We start from the raw sequence: 15,925 nt of genomic DNA, 5'->3' as shown, positions 1-15,925 counted from the left end.
ATCTTGTCCCCAGTCAAGGCAAGGCCCCGACCTCCCCCTCCGCTGAACCAAGGCAAAACTGCCTAGATCCGACGAACGGGGCTGCCAGGGCCCAGTCTTTCTATCGCAGAACTCAGTTACCGCTTGAGTTCAGCGCTTCGGTCAGTGCAGCTTCCACTTCACTGGCGCTTACGCGCAGCGGCTTGTCGAGTTCACGGCGGCGCTTGCGCTCGCTGTGATAGGCCAAACCGGTACCAGCTGGGATCAGACGACCCACAACCACGTTTTCTTTCAGGCCGCGCAGGTAATCGCGCTTGCCGGTTACCGCTGCTTCGGTCAGTACGCGAGTGGTCTCCTGGAAGGAGGCCGCCGAGATGAACGACTCAGTGGACAACGACGCCTTGGTGATACCCAGCAACACACGAGTGAACTTGGAAACGAATTTGTCGTCGCCAGCCAGACGCTCGTTCTCTACCAATACGTGAGTCAGTTCCATCTGGTCGCCCTTGATGAAACTGGAATCGCCGGATTCAGCGATTTCAACTTTACGCAGCATCTGACGCAGGATGGTCTCGATGTGCTTATCGTTGATCTTCACGCCTTGCAGACGGTAAACGTCCTGGATCTCGTTAACGATGTACTTGGCCAGCGCACTCACACCCAGCAGACGCAGGATGTCGTGTGGATCGCTCGGGCCGTCGGAGATAACTTCGCCGCGGTTTACCTGTTCGCCTTCGAACACGTTCAGGTGACGCCACTTCGGAATCAGCTCTTCATACGGATCGCTACCGTCGTTCGGGGTAATGACCAGACGGCGCTTGCCTTTGGTCTCTTTACCGAACGCGATGGTGCCGCTGACTTCAGCCAGAATCGACGCTTCTTTCGGACGACGAGCTTCGAACAAGTCGGCAACACGCGGCAGACCACCGGTGATGTCACGGGTCTTCGAAGTTTCTTGCGGGATACGCGCGATAACATCACCGATCGCGATCTTCGCACCATCCGCTACACCGACCAGGGCGTTGGCTGGCAGGAAGTACTGAGCGATTACGTCAGTGCCTGGCAGCAACAAGTCCTTGCCGTTGTCATCGACCATCTTAACGGCAGGACGGATATCCTTGCCGGCAGCTGGACGATCTTTCGCGTCGAGTACTTCAATGTTGGTCATACCGGTCAATTCGTCAGTCTGACGCTTGATCGTGATGCCTTCTTCCATGCCCACGTAGGTCACGGTACCTTTCATTTCGGTAACGATTGGGTGAGTGTGCGGATCCCACTTGGCCACGATTGCGCCAGCGTCGACCTTGTCACCTTCTTTAACCGAAATCACAGCACCGTACGGCAGCTTGTAACGCTCACGCTCACGACCGTAGTCATCAGCGATTGCCAGCTCACCGGAACGGGACACAGCAACCAGGTGGCCATCCACTCGCTCAACGTGCTTCAGGTTGTGCAGACGGACAGTACCGCCATTCTTCACCTGAACGCTGTCGGCTGCGGAGGTCCGGCTTGCCGCACCACCAATGTGGAACGTACGCATGGTCAGCTGGGTACCCGGCTCACCGATGGACTGGGCAGCGATAACGCCGACAGCTTCACCGATATTCACCTGGTGACCACGAGCCAAGTCACGGCCGTAGCACTTGGCGCAGATGCCGTAACGGGTTTCACAGCTGATTGGCGAACGCACGATCACTTCGTCGATGCTGTTCAGCTCGATGAACTCGACCCACTTCTCGTCAACCAGAGTGCCAGCAGGAACGATAACGTCCTCGGTGCCCGGCTTGAATACGTCACGAGCGATAACACGGCCCAATACGCGCTCACCCAACGGTTCTACAACATCACCGCCTTCAATGTGCGGAGTCATCAGCAGGCCATGTTCGGTGCCGCAATCGATCTCGGTTACAACCAGATCCTGCGCCACGTCTACCAGACGACGAGTCAGGTAACCGGAGTTCGCAGTTTTCAACGCGGTATCCGCCAAACCTTTACGAGCACCGTGAGTCGAGATGAAGTACTGGAGTACGCTCAAACCTTCACGGAAGTTCGCAGTAATCGGCGTTTCGATGATGGAGCCGTCCGGCTTGGCCATCAGACCACGCATACCGGCCAGCTGACGGATCTGCGCAGCAGAACCCCGTGCGCCGGAGTCGGCCATCATGTACATCGAGTTGAACGATTCTTGCTCGACTTCGTCGCCATGACGGTCGATGACTTTCTCTTTCGAGAGGTTGGCCATCATTGCCTTGGAGACTTCGTCGTTCGCTTTCGACCAAAGGTCGATCACTTTGTTGTACTTCTCACCCTGGGTTACCAGGCCGGAGGCGTACTGACTTTCGATTTCTTTCACTTCGTCGGTAGCAGCACCGATGATGCGAGCTTTTTCATCCGGAATAACGAAGTCGTTAACACCGATGGAAACGCCGGAAATGGTCGAGTAGGCAAAACCGGTGTACATCAACTGGTCAGCGAAGATCACGGTCTCTTTCAGACCAACCACGCGGTAGCACTGGTTGATAAGCTTGGAGATCGCCTTTTTCTTCATCGGCAGGTTGACGACGTCAAAGGACAGGCCTTTAGGCACAACCTGGAACAGCAAAGCACGGCCGACAGTGGTGTCGACGATACGGGTACCGCTCACGCTGCCGCCATCACGATCGTTTACGGTTTCGTTGATACGAACCTTGATCTTAGCGTGCAGGGCAGCTTCGCCGGCGCGGAATACGCGGTCGACTTCCTGCAAGTCAGCAAAGATACGACCTTCGCCTTTGGCGTTGATCGCTTCACGAGTCATGTAGTACAGACCCAATACAACGTCCTGCGACGGAACGATGATTGGCTCACCGTTGGCTGGCGACAGAATGTTGTTGGTCGACATCATCAACGCACGCGCTTCCAGCTGGGCTTCCAGCGTCAGCGGTACGTGCACGGCCATTTGGTCGCCGTCGAAGTCGGCGTTGTACGCAGCACAGACCAGAGGGTGCAGCTGGATAGCCTTACCTTCGATCAGTACCGGTTCAAACGCCTGGATACCCAGACGGTGAAGGGTCGGTGCACGGTTGAGGAGAACCGGGTGTTCGCGAATCACTTCAGCGAGAACGTCCCAAACCTCTGGCAGTTCGCGCTCGACCATTTTCTTGGCCGCTTTAATGGTGGTCGCGAGACCGCGCATTTCCAGCTTGCCGAAGATGAATGGCTTGAACAGCTCAAGTGCCATCTTCTTAGGCAGACCGCACTGGTGCAGACGCAGGGTCGGGCCTACGGTAATTACCGAACGACCGGAGTAGTCAACACGCTTACCGAGCAAGTTCTGACGGAAACGACCTTGCTTACCCTTGATCATGTCAGCCAAGGATTTCAGAGGACGCTTGTTGGAACCGGTGATAGCGCGGCCACGACGACCGTTGTCGAGCAACGCATCGACAGCTTCTTGCAACATACGCTTTTCGTTGCGCACGATGATGTCCGGAGCGGACAGATCAAGCAGGCGCTTCAAACGGTTGTTACGGTTGATCACTCGACGATACAGATCGTTGAGGTCGGAAGTCGCGAAGCGACCGCCATCCAGCGGGACCAGTGGACGCAGATCTGGCGGCAGAACCGGCAGAACGGTCAGCACCATCCATTCTGGCAAGTTGCCGGAACCCTGGAAGGCCTCCATCAACTTCAGACGCTTGGACAGCTTCTTGATTTTGGTTTCCGAGTTGGTTTGCGGAATTTCTTCACGCAGACGGCCAATCTCGTGTTCCAGATCGATAGCGTGCAGCAGTTCACGGACAGCTTCGGCACCCATACGGGCGTCGAAATCGTCGCCGAACTCTTCCAGCGCTTCGAAGTACTGCTCGTCGTTCAGCAGCTGACCTTTTTCAAGGGTGGTCATGCCTGGATCGATAACGACATAGCTCTCGAAGTAGAGAACGCGTTCGATATCACGCAGGGTCATGTCCATCAGCAGGCCGATACGGGACGGCAGCGATTTCAGGAACCAGATGTGGGCAACCGGCGAAGCCAGTTCGATGTGCGCCATGCGCTCAAGACGAACCTTGGCCAGTGCGACTTCAACGCCGCACTTCTCGCAGATCACGCCGCGATGCTTCAAGCGCTTGTACTTACCGCACAGGCACTCGTAATCCTTTACCGGGCCAAAGATCTTGGCGCAGAACAGGCCGTCACGCTCAGGCTTGAACGTACGGTAGTTGATGGTTTCCGGCTTTTTAACTTCACCGAACGACCACGAACGGATCATCTCAGGCGAGGCCAATCCAATACGGATAGCGTCGAACTCTTCGACTTGACCCTGGTTTTTCAGCAAATTCAGTAGGTCTTTCAAGGCCTTTCCTCCTGGCGGAGCAGAGAGCGGGCAATCCTGCCCCGCTCTCGATTCGCGTCACGTGTTATTCGGTTTCCAGATCGATATCGATGCCGAGGGAACGAATTTCTTTGATCAACACGTTGAAGGACTCGGGCATGCCCGGCTCCATACGGTGATCGCCGTCCACGATGTTTTTGTACATCTTGGTACGACCGTTCACATCGTCCGACTTCACTGTGAGCATTTCTTGCAGAGTGTATGCAGCACCGTATGCTTCCAGTGCCCAGACCTCCATCTCCCCGAAACGCTGACCACCGAACTGCGCCTTACCACCCAGCGGCTGCTGAGTAACCAGGCTGTACGAACCGGTAGAACGAGCGTGCATCTTGTCGTCTACCAAGTGGTTCAGTTTCAGCATGTACATGTAGCCAACGGTAACTGGACGCTCGAACTTGTTGCCGGTACGGCCATCGGTCAGCTGCATCTGGCCGCTTTCTGGCAAGTCTGCCAGTTTCAGCATGGCCTTGATTTCGCTTTCCTTGGCACCGTCGAACACCGGAGTGGCCATCGGTACGCCGCCGCGCAGGTTTTTCGCCAGATCCAGGATCTCCTGGTCGGAGAAGCTGTCCAGGTCTTCGTTACGACCGCCGATCTGGTTGTAGATCTCGTCCAGGAAGGTACGCAGCTCTGCGACCTTACGCTGCTCTTCGACCATGCGGTTGATCTTCTCGCCCAGACCTTTAGCCGCGAGGCCCAGGTGAGTTTCGAGAATCTGACCAACGTTCATACGCGAAGGTACGCCCAGCGGGTTGAGGACTACATCGACCGGGGTGCCATTGGCATCGTGCGGCATGTCTTCAACCGGCATGATCACGGAGACCACACCCTTGTTACCGTGACGACCGGCCATCTTGTCACCCGGCTGGATGCGACGACGGATTGCCAGGTAGACCTTGACGATCTTCAGCACGCCCGGAGCCAGGTCATCGCCCTGCTGCAGTTTGCGCTTCTTGTCTTCGAACTTGTCGTCCAGCAGACGGCGGCGATCAACGATATAGGCCTGGGCCTTCTCGAGCTGCTCGTTCAGAGCATCTTCAGCCATGCGCAGTTTGAACCACTGGCCGTGCTCAAGACCGTCGAGGACCTCGTCGGTGATTTCCTGACCTTTCTTCAGGCCAGCGCCGCCTTCGGCTTTATGACCGACCAGAGCGGAACGCAGACGCTCGAAAGTCGCGCCTTCAACGATACGGAACTCCTCGTTGAGGTCCTTGCGGATCTCGTCGAGCTGGCTCTTCTCGATGGACAGAGCACGAGCATCACGTTCTACACCGTCACGAGTGAAGACCTGTACGTCGATGACAGTACCTTTGGTACCAGTAGGAACGCGCAGGGAAGTGTCTTTAACGTCGCTGGCCTTTTCACCGAAGATCGCACGCAGCAGTTTTTCTTCCGGAGTCAGCTGGGTCTCGCCTTTCGGAGTGACCTTGCCCACCAGGATGTCGCCTGCGCCAACTTCAGCACCTACATAAACAATACCGGCTTCGTCCAGCTTGTTCAGTGCAGCCTCACCCACGTTCGGGATGTCCGCAGTGATTTCCTCTGGGCCAAGCTTGGTGTCACGAGCCACGCAGGTCAGTTCCTGGATGTGGATCGTGGTGAAGCGGTCTTCCTGAACCACACGCTCGGACAGGCAGATGGAGTCTTCGAAGTTGAAGCCGTTCCACGCCATGAACGCGATGCGCATATTCTGACCCAGAGCCAGTTCACCCATGTCGGTGGACGGACCGTCAGCCATGATGTCGCTGCGCTGAACCCGATCACCTTTGCTAACCAATGGACGCTGGTTGATGCAGGTGTTCTGGTTGGAGCGGGTGTACTTGGTCAGGTTGTAGATGTCGACACCGGCTTCACCAGTTTCAACTTCGTCATCGGCAACACGAACCACGATACGACTGGCATCGACCGAGTCGATCACGCCGCCACGACGAGCCACGACGCAAACGCCGGAGTCACGGGCAACGTTGCGCTCCATGCCGGTACCTACCAGCGGCTTGTCAGCACGCAGGGTTGGTACAGCTTGACGCTGCATGTTGGAACCCATCAACGCACGGTTGGCGTCGTCGTGCTCGAGGAACGGAATCAACGACGCAGCAACCGAAACTACCTGCTTCGGCGACACGTCCATCAAGGTGACGTCTTCTGGCGCCTTGACGGTGAATTCGTTCAAGTGACGAACAGCTACCAGCTCATCGATCAGATGACCTTTGTCGTTCATGGTCGCCGAAGCCTGCGCGATCACGTGATCGGCCTCTTCAATAGCGGACAGGAACACGATCTCGTCGGTTACCAGCGCATCTTTCACCACACGGTACGGGCTCTCGAGGAAACCGTACTGGTTGGTGCGCGCGTAGGCCGCCAAGGAGTTGATCAGACCGATGTTCGGACCTTCCGGCGTTTCAATCGGGCATACACGACCGTAGTGAGTCGGGTGTACGTCACGAACTTCAAAGCCTGCGCGCTCACGAGTCAAACCGCCCGGGCCGAGTGCAGAGACACGACGCTTGTGGGTAATCTCGGACAGCGGGTTGTTCTGGTCCATGAACTGGGACAGCTGGCTGGAACCGAAAAACTCTTTCACTGCCGCAGCCACTGGCTTGGCATTGATCAAGTCTTGCGGCATCAGGCCTTCGCTTTCAGCCATCGACAGACGTTCTTTGACCGCACGCTCAACACGCACCAGACCAACGCGGAACTGGTTCTCGGCCATTTCGCCAACACAGCGAACACGACGGTTACCCAAGTGGTCGATGTCGTCGACGATGCCCTTACCATTACGGATGTCGACCAGAGTCTTCAGAACCGCAACGATATCTTCTTTGCACAGTACGCCCGAACCTTCGATCTCGGTACGACCGATACGACGGTTGAACTTCATCCGGCCAACGGCGGAGAGGTCATAGCGCTCAGGGCTGAAGAACAGGTTGTTGAACAGAGTCTCGGCAGCATCTTTGGTTGGCGGCTCGCCAGGACGCATCATCCGATAGATCTCGACCAGTGCTTCCAATTGGTTGCTGGTGGAGTCGATCTTCAGAGTGTCGGAAACGAACGGACCGCAATCGATGTCGTTGGTGTACAGAGTTTCGATGCGAACAACCTGGGACTTGGCAATTTTTGCCAGGATCTCGGTGTTCAGCTCGGTATTGCACTCTGCCAGGATCTCGCCGGTAGCCGGGTGCACGATGACCTTGGCAGTGGTACGACCCAGGACGTAGTCCAGAGGTACGTCCAATTCCTTGATACCGGCTTTTTCCAGCTGGTTGATGTGGCGAGCGGTGATACGACGACCCTGCTCGACAATAACCTTGCCCTTGTCATCCAGGATATCCAGAACAGCAATTTCACCACGCAGGCGCTGAGGCACCAGCTCCAGGCTCAAGGTCTCGCCTTTCACGTGGAATACGTTGGTGGTGTAGAAAGCGTCCAACACTTCTTCAGTGGTGTAGCCCAGCGCACGCAGCAACACCGAAGCAGGCAATTTGCGACGACGGTCGATACGAACAAACACGCAGTCTTTCGGGTCGAACTCGAAGTCCAACCACGAACCGCGGTAAGGAATGATGCGCGCGGAGTACAGCAGCTTACCGGAGCTGTGCGTCTTGCCACGGTCGTGGTCGAAGAATACGCCAGGAGAACGGTGCAGTTGGGAAACAATTACACGCTCGGTACCGTTGATTACGAAGGTACCGTTCTCAGTCATCAGGGGAATTTCACCCATGTAGACTTCTTGCTCTTTGATGTCCTTGATCGCTTTGTTCGACGATTCTTTGTCGAAAATGATCAGACGAACTTTTACCCGCAAAGGTACGGCGTAAGTTACGCCACGCAACACGCATTCTTTAACATCAAACGCCGGTTCGCCCAGGCGATAACCGACATACTCCAACGCAGCATTGCCGGAGTAGCTGATGATCGGGAAAACGGATTTGAAGGCCGCATGCAGGCCCACGTCGCGGAACTGATCTTTAGTCGCTCCCGCTTGCAAGAATTCACGATACGAATCCAGCTGGATGGCCAGGAGGTACGGCACATCCATGACGTCCGGCAACTTGCTAAAGTCCTTGCGGATACGTTTTTTCTCAGTATATGAGTAAGCCATCAGCGTTCCCCAGCTTGGTCACCTGCTTATTCGGCTCCTCCCGACGGGAGCAGCCAGAAAATCGTGCAAACCCTTTGGTTTGCTCCACCACACAGGGTGGGTTACAGCACGTTAAAGGCACCGACCCAGTCGGCTGCCAATAACGGAAAAAGGCCGGTGGCAAAAGCCACCAGCCATCAGCCGTTCGCTTGACGCTTGGGCTGGAGACACAAAGTCGATGCTTACTTGAGCTCGACTTTAGCGCCTGCTTCTTCCAGAGTTGCTTTGGCTTTTTCAGCTGCTTCTTTAGCAACAGCTTCCAGAACCATGGCAGGAGCGCCGTCAACTACAGCCTTGGCTTCTTTCAAGCCCAGACCGGTCAGCTCACGTACAGCCTTGATCACGTTAACTTTCTTCTCGCCAGCTTCGGTCAGCATGACGTTGAATTCAGTTTGCTCTTCAACAACGGCAGCGGCAGCAGCTGGGCCAGCAGAGGCAACAGCAGCGGTAACGCCGAAGGTTTCTTCCATAGCTTTGATCAGTTCAACAACTTCCAGAACGGTTTTCTGGCCGATTGCTTCGATGATTTGCTCGTTAGTCAGAGACATGACTATAAATTCCTGTATTGGGGTGACAGCCTACGCAGCCATCAAATTAAACATATGATTTTGAAAGGGCTTGCAGTGCCTTAGGCAGCAGCAGCTTCTTTCTGGTCGCGAATAGCCGCCAGAGTACGAGCCAGCTTGCTGGTAGCGCCTTGGATCACGCTCATCAGCTTTGCAATAGCTTCGTCGCGAGTTGGCAGCGAAGCCAACACGTCGATCTCGTTTGCTGCGAGGTACTTGCCCTCGAACGCAGCTGCCTTGATCTCGAACTTGTCCTGACCCTTTGCGAACTCTTTGAAAATACGAGCAGCAGCGCCCGGATGTTCCTTGGAGAATGCAATCAGGGTAGGGCCGACGAACGCGTCGTTGAGCACGTCATATTGAGTGCCTTCAACAGCGCGCTTGAGCAGTGTGTTACGTACGACACGTACATAAACACCAGCTTCGCGGGCCTCTTTACGGAGTCCGGTCATAGCGCTTACTGTCACACCACGGGCATCAGCCACGACAGCAGACAGAGCGGCTTTGGCAGCCTCGTTGACTTCAGCGACGATGGCCTTCTTGTCTTCGAGTTTAATTGCCACGGGTTTAACTCCTGCTTGTTACCGTTTCATCCAACCGAGGCTGGATGTCGTTTTGGTGTCTGATTCGGTAAGGAACCGGGAGCACCATCTGCGTAGGCTTGATGGTTTAAGACTTGCGTCGCCTACGGTCTTGGATAGCCCCCGCCAGGCAGGGACCCCAATCTTTCAGCTGGCGCAATCGCTTGCACCAGCTTGTGTCTTATACGTCCAGCGAACCTTGGTCGATGACCAGACCTGGGCCCATAGTGGTGCTCAGAGTAACGCGCTTGACGTAGATACCTTTCGAGGAGGCCGGCTTGATACGCTTAAGATCAGCGATCAGGGCTTCAACGTTTTCCTTCAGCTTGACGGCGTCGAAGCCGACCTTGCCAACAGAGGTATGGATGATGCCGTTTTTGTCGGTACGGTAGCGAACCTGACCAGCTTTGGCGTTCTTAACTGCCGTAGCTACGTCTGGAGTCACGGTACCAACTTTCGGGTTAGGCATCAGGCCGCGAGGACCCAGAACCTGACCCAGCTGACCAACAACGCGCATTGCATCCGGGGAAGCAATAACTACGTCATAGTTCAGGTCGCCGCCTTTCATTTCGGCAGCCAGATCGTCCATACCTACGCGGTCTGCGCCGGCAGCCAGAGCAGCTTCAGCCGCTGGGCCCTGGGTGAACACAGCAACACGTACGGTCTTGCCAGTGCCGTGTGGCAGCACAGTAGCGCTACGAACAACCTGGTCAGATTTACGCGGGTCTACGCCCAGGTTCACAGCAACGTCTACGGACTCGCTGAACTTAACGGTCGACAGCTCGGTCAGGAGAGCGGCGGCGTCTACAAAGTTGTAGGCCTTGCCTGCTTCAATCTTGCCGGCGATAGCCTTTTGGCGCTTGGTCAGCTTAGCCATTACACACCCTCCACGTTAAGGCCCATGCTACGAGCAGAACCGGCGATAGTACGCACGGCTGCATCCATATCAGCTGCAGTCAGATCAGCGTTTTTGGTTTTCGCGATCTCTTCCAGCTGAGCACGGGTAACGGTGCCAACCTTAACGGTGTTCGGACGAGCGGAACCGCTAGTCAGACCAGCAGCTTTCTTCAGCAGAACCGAAGCAGGGGTGCTCTTAGTTTCGAAAGTGAAGCTGCGGTCACTGTAAACAGTGATGATCACAGGAGTCGGCAGACCCGGCTCAAGACCCTGAGTACGGGCGTTGAAGGCCTTGCAGAACTCCATGATGTTCACGCCGTGCTGACCCAGTGCTGGACCAACGGGCGGACTTGGGTTGGCCTGAGCGGCCTTAACTTGCAGCTTGATGTAAGCAGTAATCTTCTTAGCCATGAGGCACTCCAATTACGGGTTCAGACGCCTAAACAGGCTCCCCGGTTACTTGCGCGTTTATCCCAGTGACGACAAAACCCCACAGCCTAAGACTGTGGGGTATGGGATTCTCGTTCAGTTACGCCTTCTCGACCTGACTGAACTCTAGCTCTACCGGAGTAGAGCGACCGAAAATGAGTACGGCCACTTGGATCCGACTCTTCTCGTAGTTAACTTCTTCAACTGTGCCATTAAAGTCAGCAAATGGGCCGTCAGTAACACGGACCACCTCACCTGGCTCAAACAAGGTCTTAGGCTTGGGCTTGTCGCTACCATCAGCAACGCGACGCAGAATTGCTTCCGCCTCTTTATCAGTGATAGGAGCAGGTTTATCCGCAGTCCCACCAATGAAACCCATGACACGAGGAGTATCCTTGACTAAGTGCCAAGTACCCTCATTCATATCCATCTGAACCAGCACATAGCCTGGAAAGAACTTACGCTCACTTTTGCGCTTCTGGCCATTACGCATCTCAACCACTTCTTCAGTGGGAACCAGAATTTCGCCGAAGCCATCTTCCATGCCTGCCAGCTTCACACGCTCGACCAACGAGCGCATTACATGCTTCTCGTAACCCGAGTAAGCATGCACAACGTACCAACGCTTAGCCACGGGACACCCTTAGCCAACAATCAAGGAAACAAGCCAGCCGAGCAAGGAGTCTAACCCCCACAACAGCAACGCCATAACCAGAACCACAGCCACAACAATTAGAGTGGTCTGCGTGGTCTCTTGGCGAGTTGGCCATACGACTTTACGAATCTCAGTGCGAGCTTCCTTGACCAGAACAAAGAACGACTTACCCTTTGCAGTCTGCAAACCAACGAAGGCAGCAACAGCGGCAATGGCAAGCAGCGCCAAGACACGGTACAGGATCGGCGAAGCAGAGTAATACTGATTGCCAACAACACCAACAATCACCAAAGCAACCACAACGAGCCACTTGAGCAGATCGAAGCGAGAGCCTTGAGCTTCAGCCTTAGGAGTCATCTATGAAGATCCTGTGAAAAGAAAGCCAGACACATTGAGTGAATCTGGCAGGTCAGGAGGGAATCGAACCCCCAACCTACGGTTTTGGAGACCGTCGCTCTGCCAATTGAGCTACTGACCTAAAAACAAAATCAGGCCGACCATTATGTCGGCCTGATGGAGATATTTCAAGAACTTATTCGATGACTTTGGCTACGACGCCAGCGCCGACGGTACGACCGCCTTCACGAATAGCGAAACGCAGACCATCTTCCATCGCGATGGTTTTGATCAGAGTAACAACCATTTGGATGTTGTCACCTGGCATTACCATTTCAACGCCTTCTGGCAGCTCGCAGTTACCAGTCACGTCAGTAGTACGGAAGTAGAACTGTGGACGGTAGCCTTTGAAGAACGGAGTATGACGACCGCCTTCTTCCTTGCTCAGAACGTATACTTCTGCGGTGAACTTGGTGTGCGGCTTAACGGTGCCTGGCTTAACCAGAACCTGGCCACGCTCAACATCGTCACGCTTGGTGCCGCGCAGCAGTACGCCGCAGTTCTCGCCAGCACGACCTTCGTCAAGCAGCTTGCGGAACATCTCAACGCCGGTGCAGGTAGTTTTCTGAGTATCGCGCAGACCAACGATCTCAACTTCTTCCTGAATGCGAACAACGCCACGCTCAACACGACCAGTCACAACAGTACCGCGACCCGAGATCGAGAATACATCTTCGATTGGCATCAGGAACGGCTTGTCGATTGCACGCTCTGGCTCTGGGATGTAGGTATCCAGAGTCTCTACCAGACGCTTAACAGCGGTGGTACCCATTTCGTTGTCGTCTTGGCCGTTCAGAGCCATCAGAGCCGAACCGATGATGATTGGAGTGTCATCACCTGGGAAGTCGTAAGTGCTCAGCAGGTCGCGAACTTCCATCTCAACCAGTTCCAGCAGCTCAGCGTCGTCAACCATGTCAGCCTTGTTCAGGAAGACAACGATGTACGGAACGCCTACCTGACGGGACAGCAGGATGTGCTCACGAGTCTGTGGCATCGGACCATCAGCGGCCGAGCAAACCAGGATCGCGCCATCCATCTGGGCAGCACCGGTGATCATGTTTTTTACGTAGTCGGCGTGACCTGGGCAGTCAACGTGCGCATAGTGACGCACAGCCGAATCGTATTCAACGTGAGAAGTGTTGATGGTGATACCACGAGCCTTCTCTTCCGGGGCGCTATCGATCTTGTCGAAGTCAACCTTGGCCGAACCGAAAACTTCGGAACAAACGCGAGTCAAAGCAGCAGTCAGAGTGGTCTTACCGTGGTCAACGTGACCGATAGTACCCACGTTAACGTGCGGTTTTTTACGTTCGAACTTTTCCTTAGCCATCGAAATCACCCCTAGGAGAAGAATTAAGCAACCAACATAAGCCATTAAAACAAAGGCAGATATTTTCATATCTGCCTTGTTATATGGAGCTCTTGAGCGGATTTGAACCGCTGACCTCACCCTTACCAAGGGTGTGCTCTACCAACTGAGCTACAAGAGCGTAACACCTTGCAAAACCTGCAAACTTGGAGCGGGTAGCGGGAATCGAACCCGCATCATCAGCTTGGAAGGCTGAGGTTCTACCACTAAACTATACCCGCGGAGCCTGCAGCTCTCGCTAAATCTGGTGGAGGGGGAAGGATTCGAACCTTCGAAGTCGTAGACGTCAGATTTACAGTCTGATCCCTTTGGCCGCTCGGGAACCCCTCCTAAGCGAGGCAGCATTATACATCACGCTACCCTTCTGTCAAGCATTTTCTCAATAAAATCTTGAGGTTAGCTGCGTTGACCTCACTCCACCGCTTTGACTTCAAGAAGTCTTCACTGCGGAGCGGGCGCCATTCTATGCAACCTATTCGACAGTTGCAACCCCCTCACACGGCATTATTTTATGTTTTAACTCATTGAATTCCTTAGCAAGGTTCTGCAGCTGAGGATCATCCAACAAATACTTACTCTCGGGAGATACCCGCAACCAAAACCCCACAGAACCAGGAACACTCAAAGACTGCAATCGAACCTCTACCCCAAGCCCTACCAAACGCTGCTCAAGGGTCTGAGCCACCTCTCGACGAGTAAAGCCCCCCAGATAAAGACAGCTCGCATCTACCTCCCCACCCTTACCTTTATCGCGTCGCTCTACCGAGTCAGCGGACTCGCTCAGCAAGCGAATATCTTGTTGAGAACCACGATAAAGCGACAGCGGCATCACCTCTTTAGCCCGAAGCGGCGCCTCCTGCTGATGCCAGACGTAGTAAAAGCCATTGAGGACCAATAACAGCAGAAACAACCAACGCATAAGAACCTCAGGACAGAGGACAGGCCATAACCAACCCAACAAAGACCAGGTCAGACACAACCCGGCCTTGTGGTACCAACGCGACAACCAGGTCGGCGTCACCGCCGGCGAGAAAGACTGCACCCCCTTCCCCAGCACCCTCGCACCAACTTCAACTACATCAGCACAAATCCCTGCAACATCAGTGAACAACCACGTCTCACCATCATTGGCCTTCCTGGCGCAGAGCCCAAGAGCACACTCTCAGCCGAGAGATCGTCATAACAGATTCGGCGAGTATTGGACGCAACTGATTACGCATAAGGAGCATCTCCGGATAAATAAATCCTCTCAGATGCTCACCTCAGAAAAATATTTAACAGACTTACAATCATCACCCGCTATTTTATAAATCTATTGCCGCAGTCAAGCTCAGGAATCATCACGCAGCCTCAGGCTTAACTCACCACCGCTATACACCCGCTCCTCACCTTCGACACTCAAGCACAAAGCCCCCTGGCGATCGATACCCATCACCACGCCATCGACTTTATTTACGCCCGCGATCAAAGATACAGCCCTCCCCTGCCAGAGATGGTTTTGCTCCCATTCCTCTCGGATAGCAGGGAATCCTTTCAACTGATGGCGCTCCAAATAAGAAGCAAGGATCTCACCCAGACGGGCAACCAGTTGATTGCGATCAGCCATCCTGCCGGACTCCAACCTTACTGAAGTCCATTCCTGATCAACCTCTTCAGCATTCTGCATATTCACATTGATCCCAATGCCCAGGACCACGTGACATACATCCGCAGGATCACCTACCAACTCCAAAAGTATGCCGGCGATCTTCTTCTGCCCTACCAAAACATCATTAGGCCACTTCAGCCCCGCACCCAGAACTCCAAACTCTCGCAGGACATGCATAACAGCAAGCCCCACAACCAAACTGAGCCCTTCCAGCTGTCGCATGCCACCTTCAATGCGCAGCACAAGGCTGTAATAAATATTTTCGGCAAAAGGACTGATCCACTTACGACCACGCCGCCCTCGCCCCGCCGTTTGACGCTCAGCTAGAACCACAAAAGGGGACGAGCACCCTCGAGCAATGGATCGCAGCGCCTCTGCGTTTGTCGAGTCGATAGAGTCGAAAACCTGAACGCCCCAAGTACTCCCAGGAGAGTATTTGGCGATCTCTGCAGTGCCTAAAAAGATGATTGGAGAGGCCAGCTGATACCCACGACCTCGCACCTTATGAATGACGAGCCCCAGCTCAGCCTCAAGAAGCTGTAATTGCTTCCATACAGCACTACGACTGATACCCAGCGCCTCCCCAAGGGCTTGCCCTGAGTGAAATCGCCCATCCTTAAGAAGCTCTAACAACGTTAACATGCAAGTTCCGCCCCCTAATGAGGCAGGCATAATAGCTACGCCGAAAGCCATTGCATAGAAATCACCACCAGCAAGGGGCAAGGTAAAAACACCAAGAGCCAGCAACAGAGCTTTTTCTCGGGCAAAACAAAACCCCAACTGCTTTCGCAATTGGGGTTTCGGAATTTAATCTTGACGATGACCTACTCTCACATGGGGAAACCCCACACTACCATCGGCGATGCATCGTTTCACTACTGAGTTCGGGATGGGA

11 protein-coding genes, 4 tRNA genes, 1 rRNA gene and 1 pseudogene are annotated in these 15,925 nt (G+C 54.5%); all 17 read right to left on the bottom strand.

What is annotated here, in order from left to right:
- Positions 1-112: 112 nt before the first annotated feature.
- On the bottom strand, positions 113-4,312 hold the full coding sequence (gene rpoC, locus GV818_RS11060; protein WP_161776568.1) for a DNA-directed RNA polymerase subunit beta': 4,200 nt from the start codon (positions 4,310-4,312) through the stop codon (positions 113-115).
- Between the two features lie 64 nt (positions 4,313-4,376).
- Positions 4,377-8,450 (bottom strand): DNA-directed RNA polymerase subunit beta, encoded by a 4,074-nt coding sequence (gene rpoB / locus GV818_RS11055; protein ID WP_161756632.1) that lies wholly within the window; start codon positions 8,448-8,450, stop codon positions 4,377-4,379.
- 221 nt (positions 8,451-8,671) lie between these two features.
- Positions 8,672-9,037, bottom strand: coding sequence for a 50S ribosomal protein L7/L12 (rplL, locus tag GV818_RS11050; protein WP_161756633.1), 366 nt, complete (start codon positions 9,035-9,037; stop codon positions 8,672-8,674).
- An 80-nt stretch (positions 9,038-9,117) separates the two neighbouring features.
- Positions 9,118-9,618 (bottom strand): 50S ribosomal protein L10, encoded by a 501-nt coding sequence (rplJ, locus tag GV818_RS11045; protein WP_161756634.1) that lies wholly within the window; start codon positions 9,616-9,618, stop codon positions 9,118-9,120.
- Between the two features lie 199 nt (positions 9,619-9,817).
- On the bottom strand, positions 9,818-10,513 hold the full coding sequence (gene rplA / locus GV818_RS11040; protein ID WP_025132370.1) for a 50S ribosomal protein L1: 696 nt from the start codon (positions 10,511-10,513) through the stop codon (positions 9,818-9,820).
- Entirely contained in the window at positions 10,513-10,944 is a 432-nt protein-coding gene (rplK, locus tag GV818_RS11035) for a 50S ribosomal protein L11 (protein ID WP_003176435.1), read from the bottom strand. Before rplK ends, rplA begins: the two co-directional genes overlap by 1 nt.
- A gap of 118 nt (positions 10,945-11,062) precedes the next feature.
- Positions 11,063-11,596, bottom strand: coding sequence for a transcription termination/antitermination protein NusG (nusG, locus tag GV818_RS11030; RefSeq protein ID WP_003317113.1), 534 nt, complete (start codon positions 11,594-11,596; stop codon positions 11,063-11,065).
- Positions 11,597-11,605: 9 nt separating this feature from the next.
- Positions 11,606-11,974: a preprotein translocase subunit SecE gene (secE, locus tag GV818_RS11025; RefSeq protein WP_016968680.1), complete on the bottom strand. Its 369-nt coding sequence runs from the start codon at positions 11,972-11,974 to the stop codon at positions 11,606-11,608.
- A 45-nt stretch (positions 11,975-12,019) separates the two neighbouring features.
- A tRNA-Trp gene (locus tag GV818_RS11020) sits at positions 12,020-12,095 on the bottom strand.
- A 54-nt stretch (positions 12,096-12,149) separates the two neighbouring features.
- Positions 12,150-13,343 (bottom strand): elongation factor Tu, encoded by a 1,194-nt coding sequence (gene tuf, locus GV818_RS11015; protein WP_161756629.1) that lies wholly within the window; start codon positions 13,341-13,343, stop codon positions 12,150-12,152.
- An 84-nt stretch (positions 13,344-13,427) separates the two neighbouring features.
- A tRNA-Thr gene (locus tag GV818_RS11010) sits at positions 13,428-13,503 on the bottom strand.
- A gap of 26 nt (positions 13,504-13,529) precedes the next feature.
- Positions 13,530-13,603, bottom strand: a tRNA-Gly gene (locus tag GV818_RS11005).
- A gap of 24 nt (positions 13,604-13,627) precedes the next feature.
- Positions 13,628-13,712 (bottom strand) — tRNA-Tyr (locus GV818_RS11000).
- 142 nt (positions 13,713-13,854) lie between these two features.
- Positions 13,855-14,301, bottom strand: coding sequence for a hypothetical protein (locus GV818_RS10995; protein WP_161756647.1), 447 nt, complete (start codon positions 14,299-14,301; stop codon positions 13,855-13,857).
- Positions 14,302-14,308: 7 nt separating this feature from the next.
- Positions 14,309-14,644 (bottom strand): annotated as a pseudogene (locus GV818_RS34415) (pantothenate kinase); the annotation flags it as partial.
- Positions 14,645-14,712: 68 nt separating this feature from the next.
- Positions 14,713-15,672, bottom strand: a complete 960-nt coding sequence (gene birA / locus GV818_RS10990; RefSeq protein WP_161776654.1) for a bifunctional biotin--[acetyl-CoA-carboxylase] ligase/biotin operon repressor BirA — start codon at positions 15,670-15,672, stop codon at positions 14,713-14,715.
- 169 nt (positions 15,673-15,841) lie between these two features.
- Positions 15,842-15,925: ribosomal RNA gene (gene rrf / locus GV818_RS35300) — 5S ribosomal RNA — on the bottom strand; the annotation flags it as partial.

Source organism: Pseudomonas sp. Fl4BN1 (assembly GCF_009908285.1).
In the GTDB taxonomy this organism is placed as follows: domain Bacteria; phylum Pseudomonadota; class Gammaproteobacteria; order Pseudomonadales; family Pseudomonadaceae; genus Aquipseudomonas.
Note: the sequence above shows the minus strand (reverse complement) of the source record. Positions and strands in the feature narration are given on the sequence as shown.

Coding starts and splice junctions, on each gene's coding strand:
- rplK (WP_003176435.1), bottom strand. CDS start 10,944: ATGGCTAAGAAGATTACTGCTTACATCAAGCTGCAAGTTAAGGCCGCT.
- rplA (WP_025132370.1), bottom strand. CDS start 10,513: ATGGCTAAGCTGACCAAGCGCCAAAAGGCTATCGCCGGCAAGATTGAA.
- tuf (WP_161756629.1), bottom strand. CDS start 13,343: ATGGCTAAGGAAAAGTTCGAACGTAAAAAACCGCACGTTAACGTGGGT.
- rplL (WP_161756633.1), bottom strand. CDS start 9,037: ATGTCTCTGACTAACGAGCAAATCATCGAAGCAATCGGCCAGAAAACC.
- birA (WP_161776654.1), bottom strand. CDS start 15,672: ATGTTAACGTTGTTAGAGCTTCTTAAGGATGGGCGATTTCACTCAGGG.
- GV818_RS10995 (WP_161756647.1), bottom strand. CDS start 14,301: ATGCGTTGGTTGTTTCTGCTGTTATTGGTCCTCAATGGCTTTTACTAC.
- secE (WP_016968680.1), bottom strand. CDS start 11,974: ATGACTCCTAAGGCTGAAGCTCAAGGCTCTCGCTTCGATCTGCTCAAG.
- rpoB (WP_161756632.1), bottom strand. CDS start 8,450: ATGGCTTACTCATATACTGAGAAAAAACGTATCCGCAAGGACTTTAGC.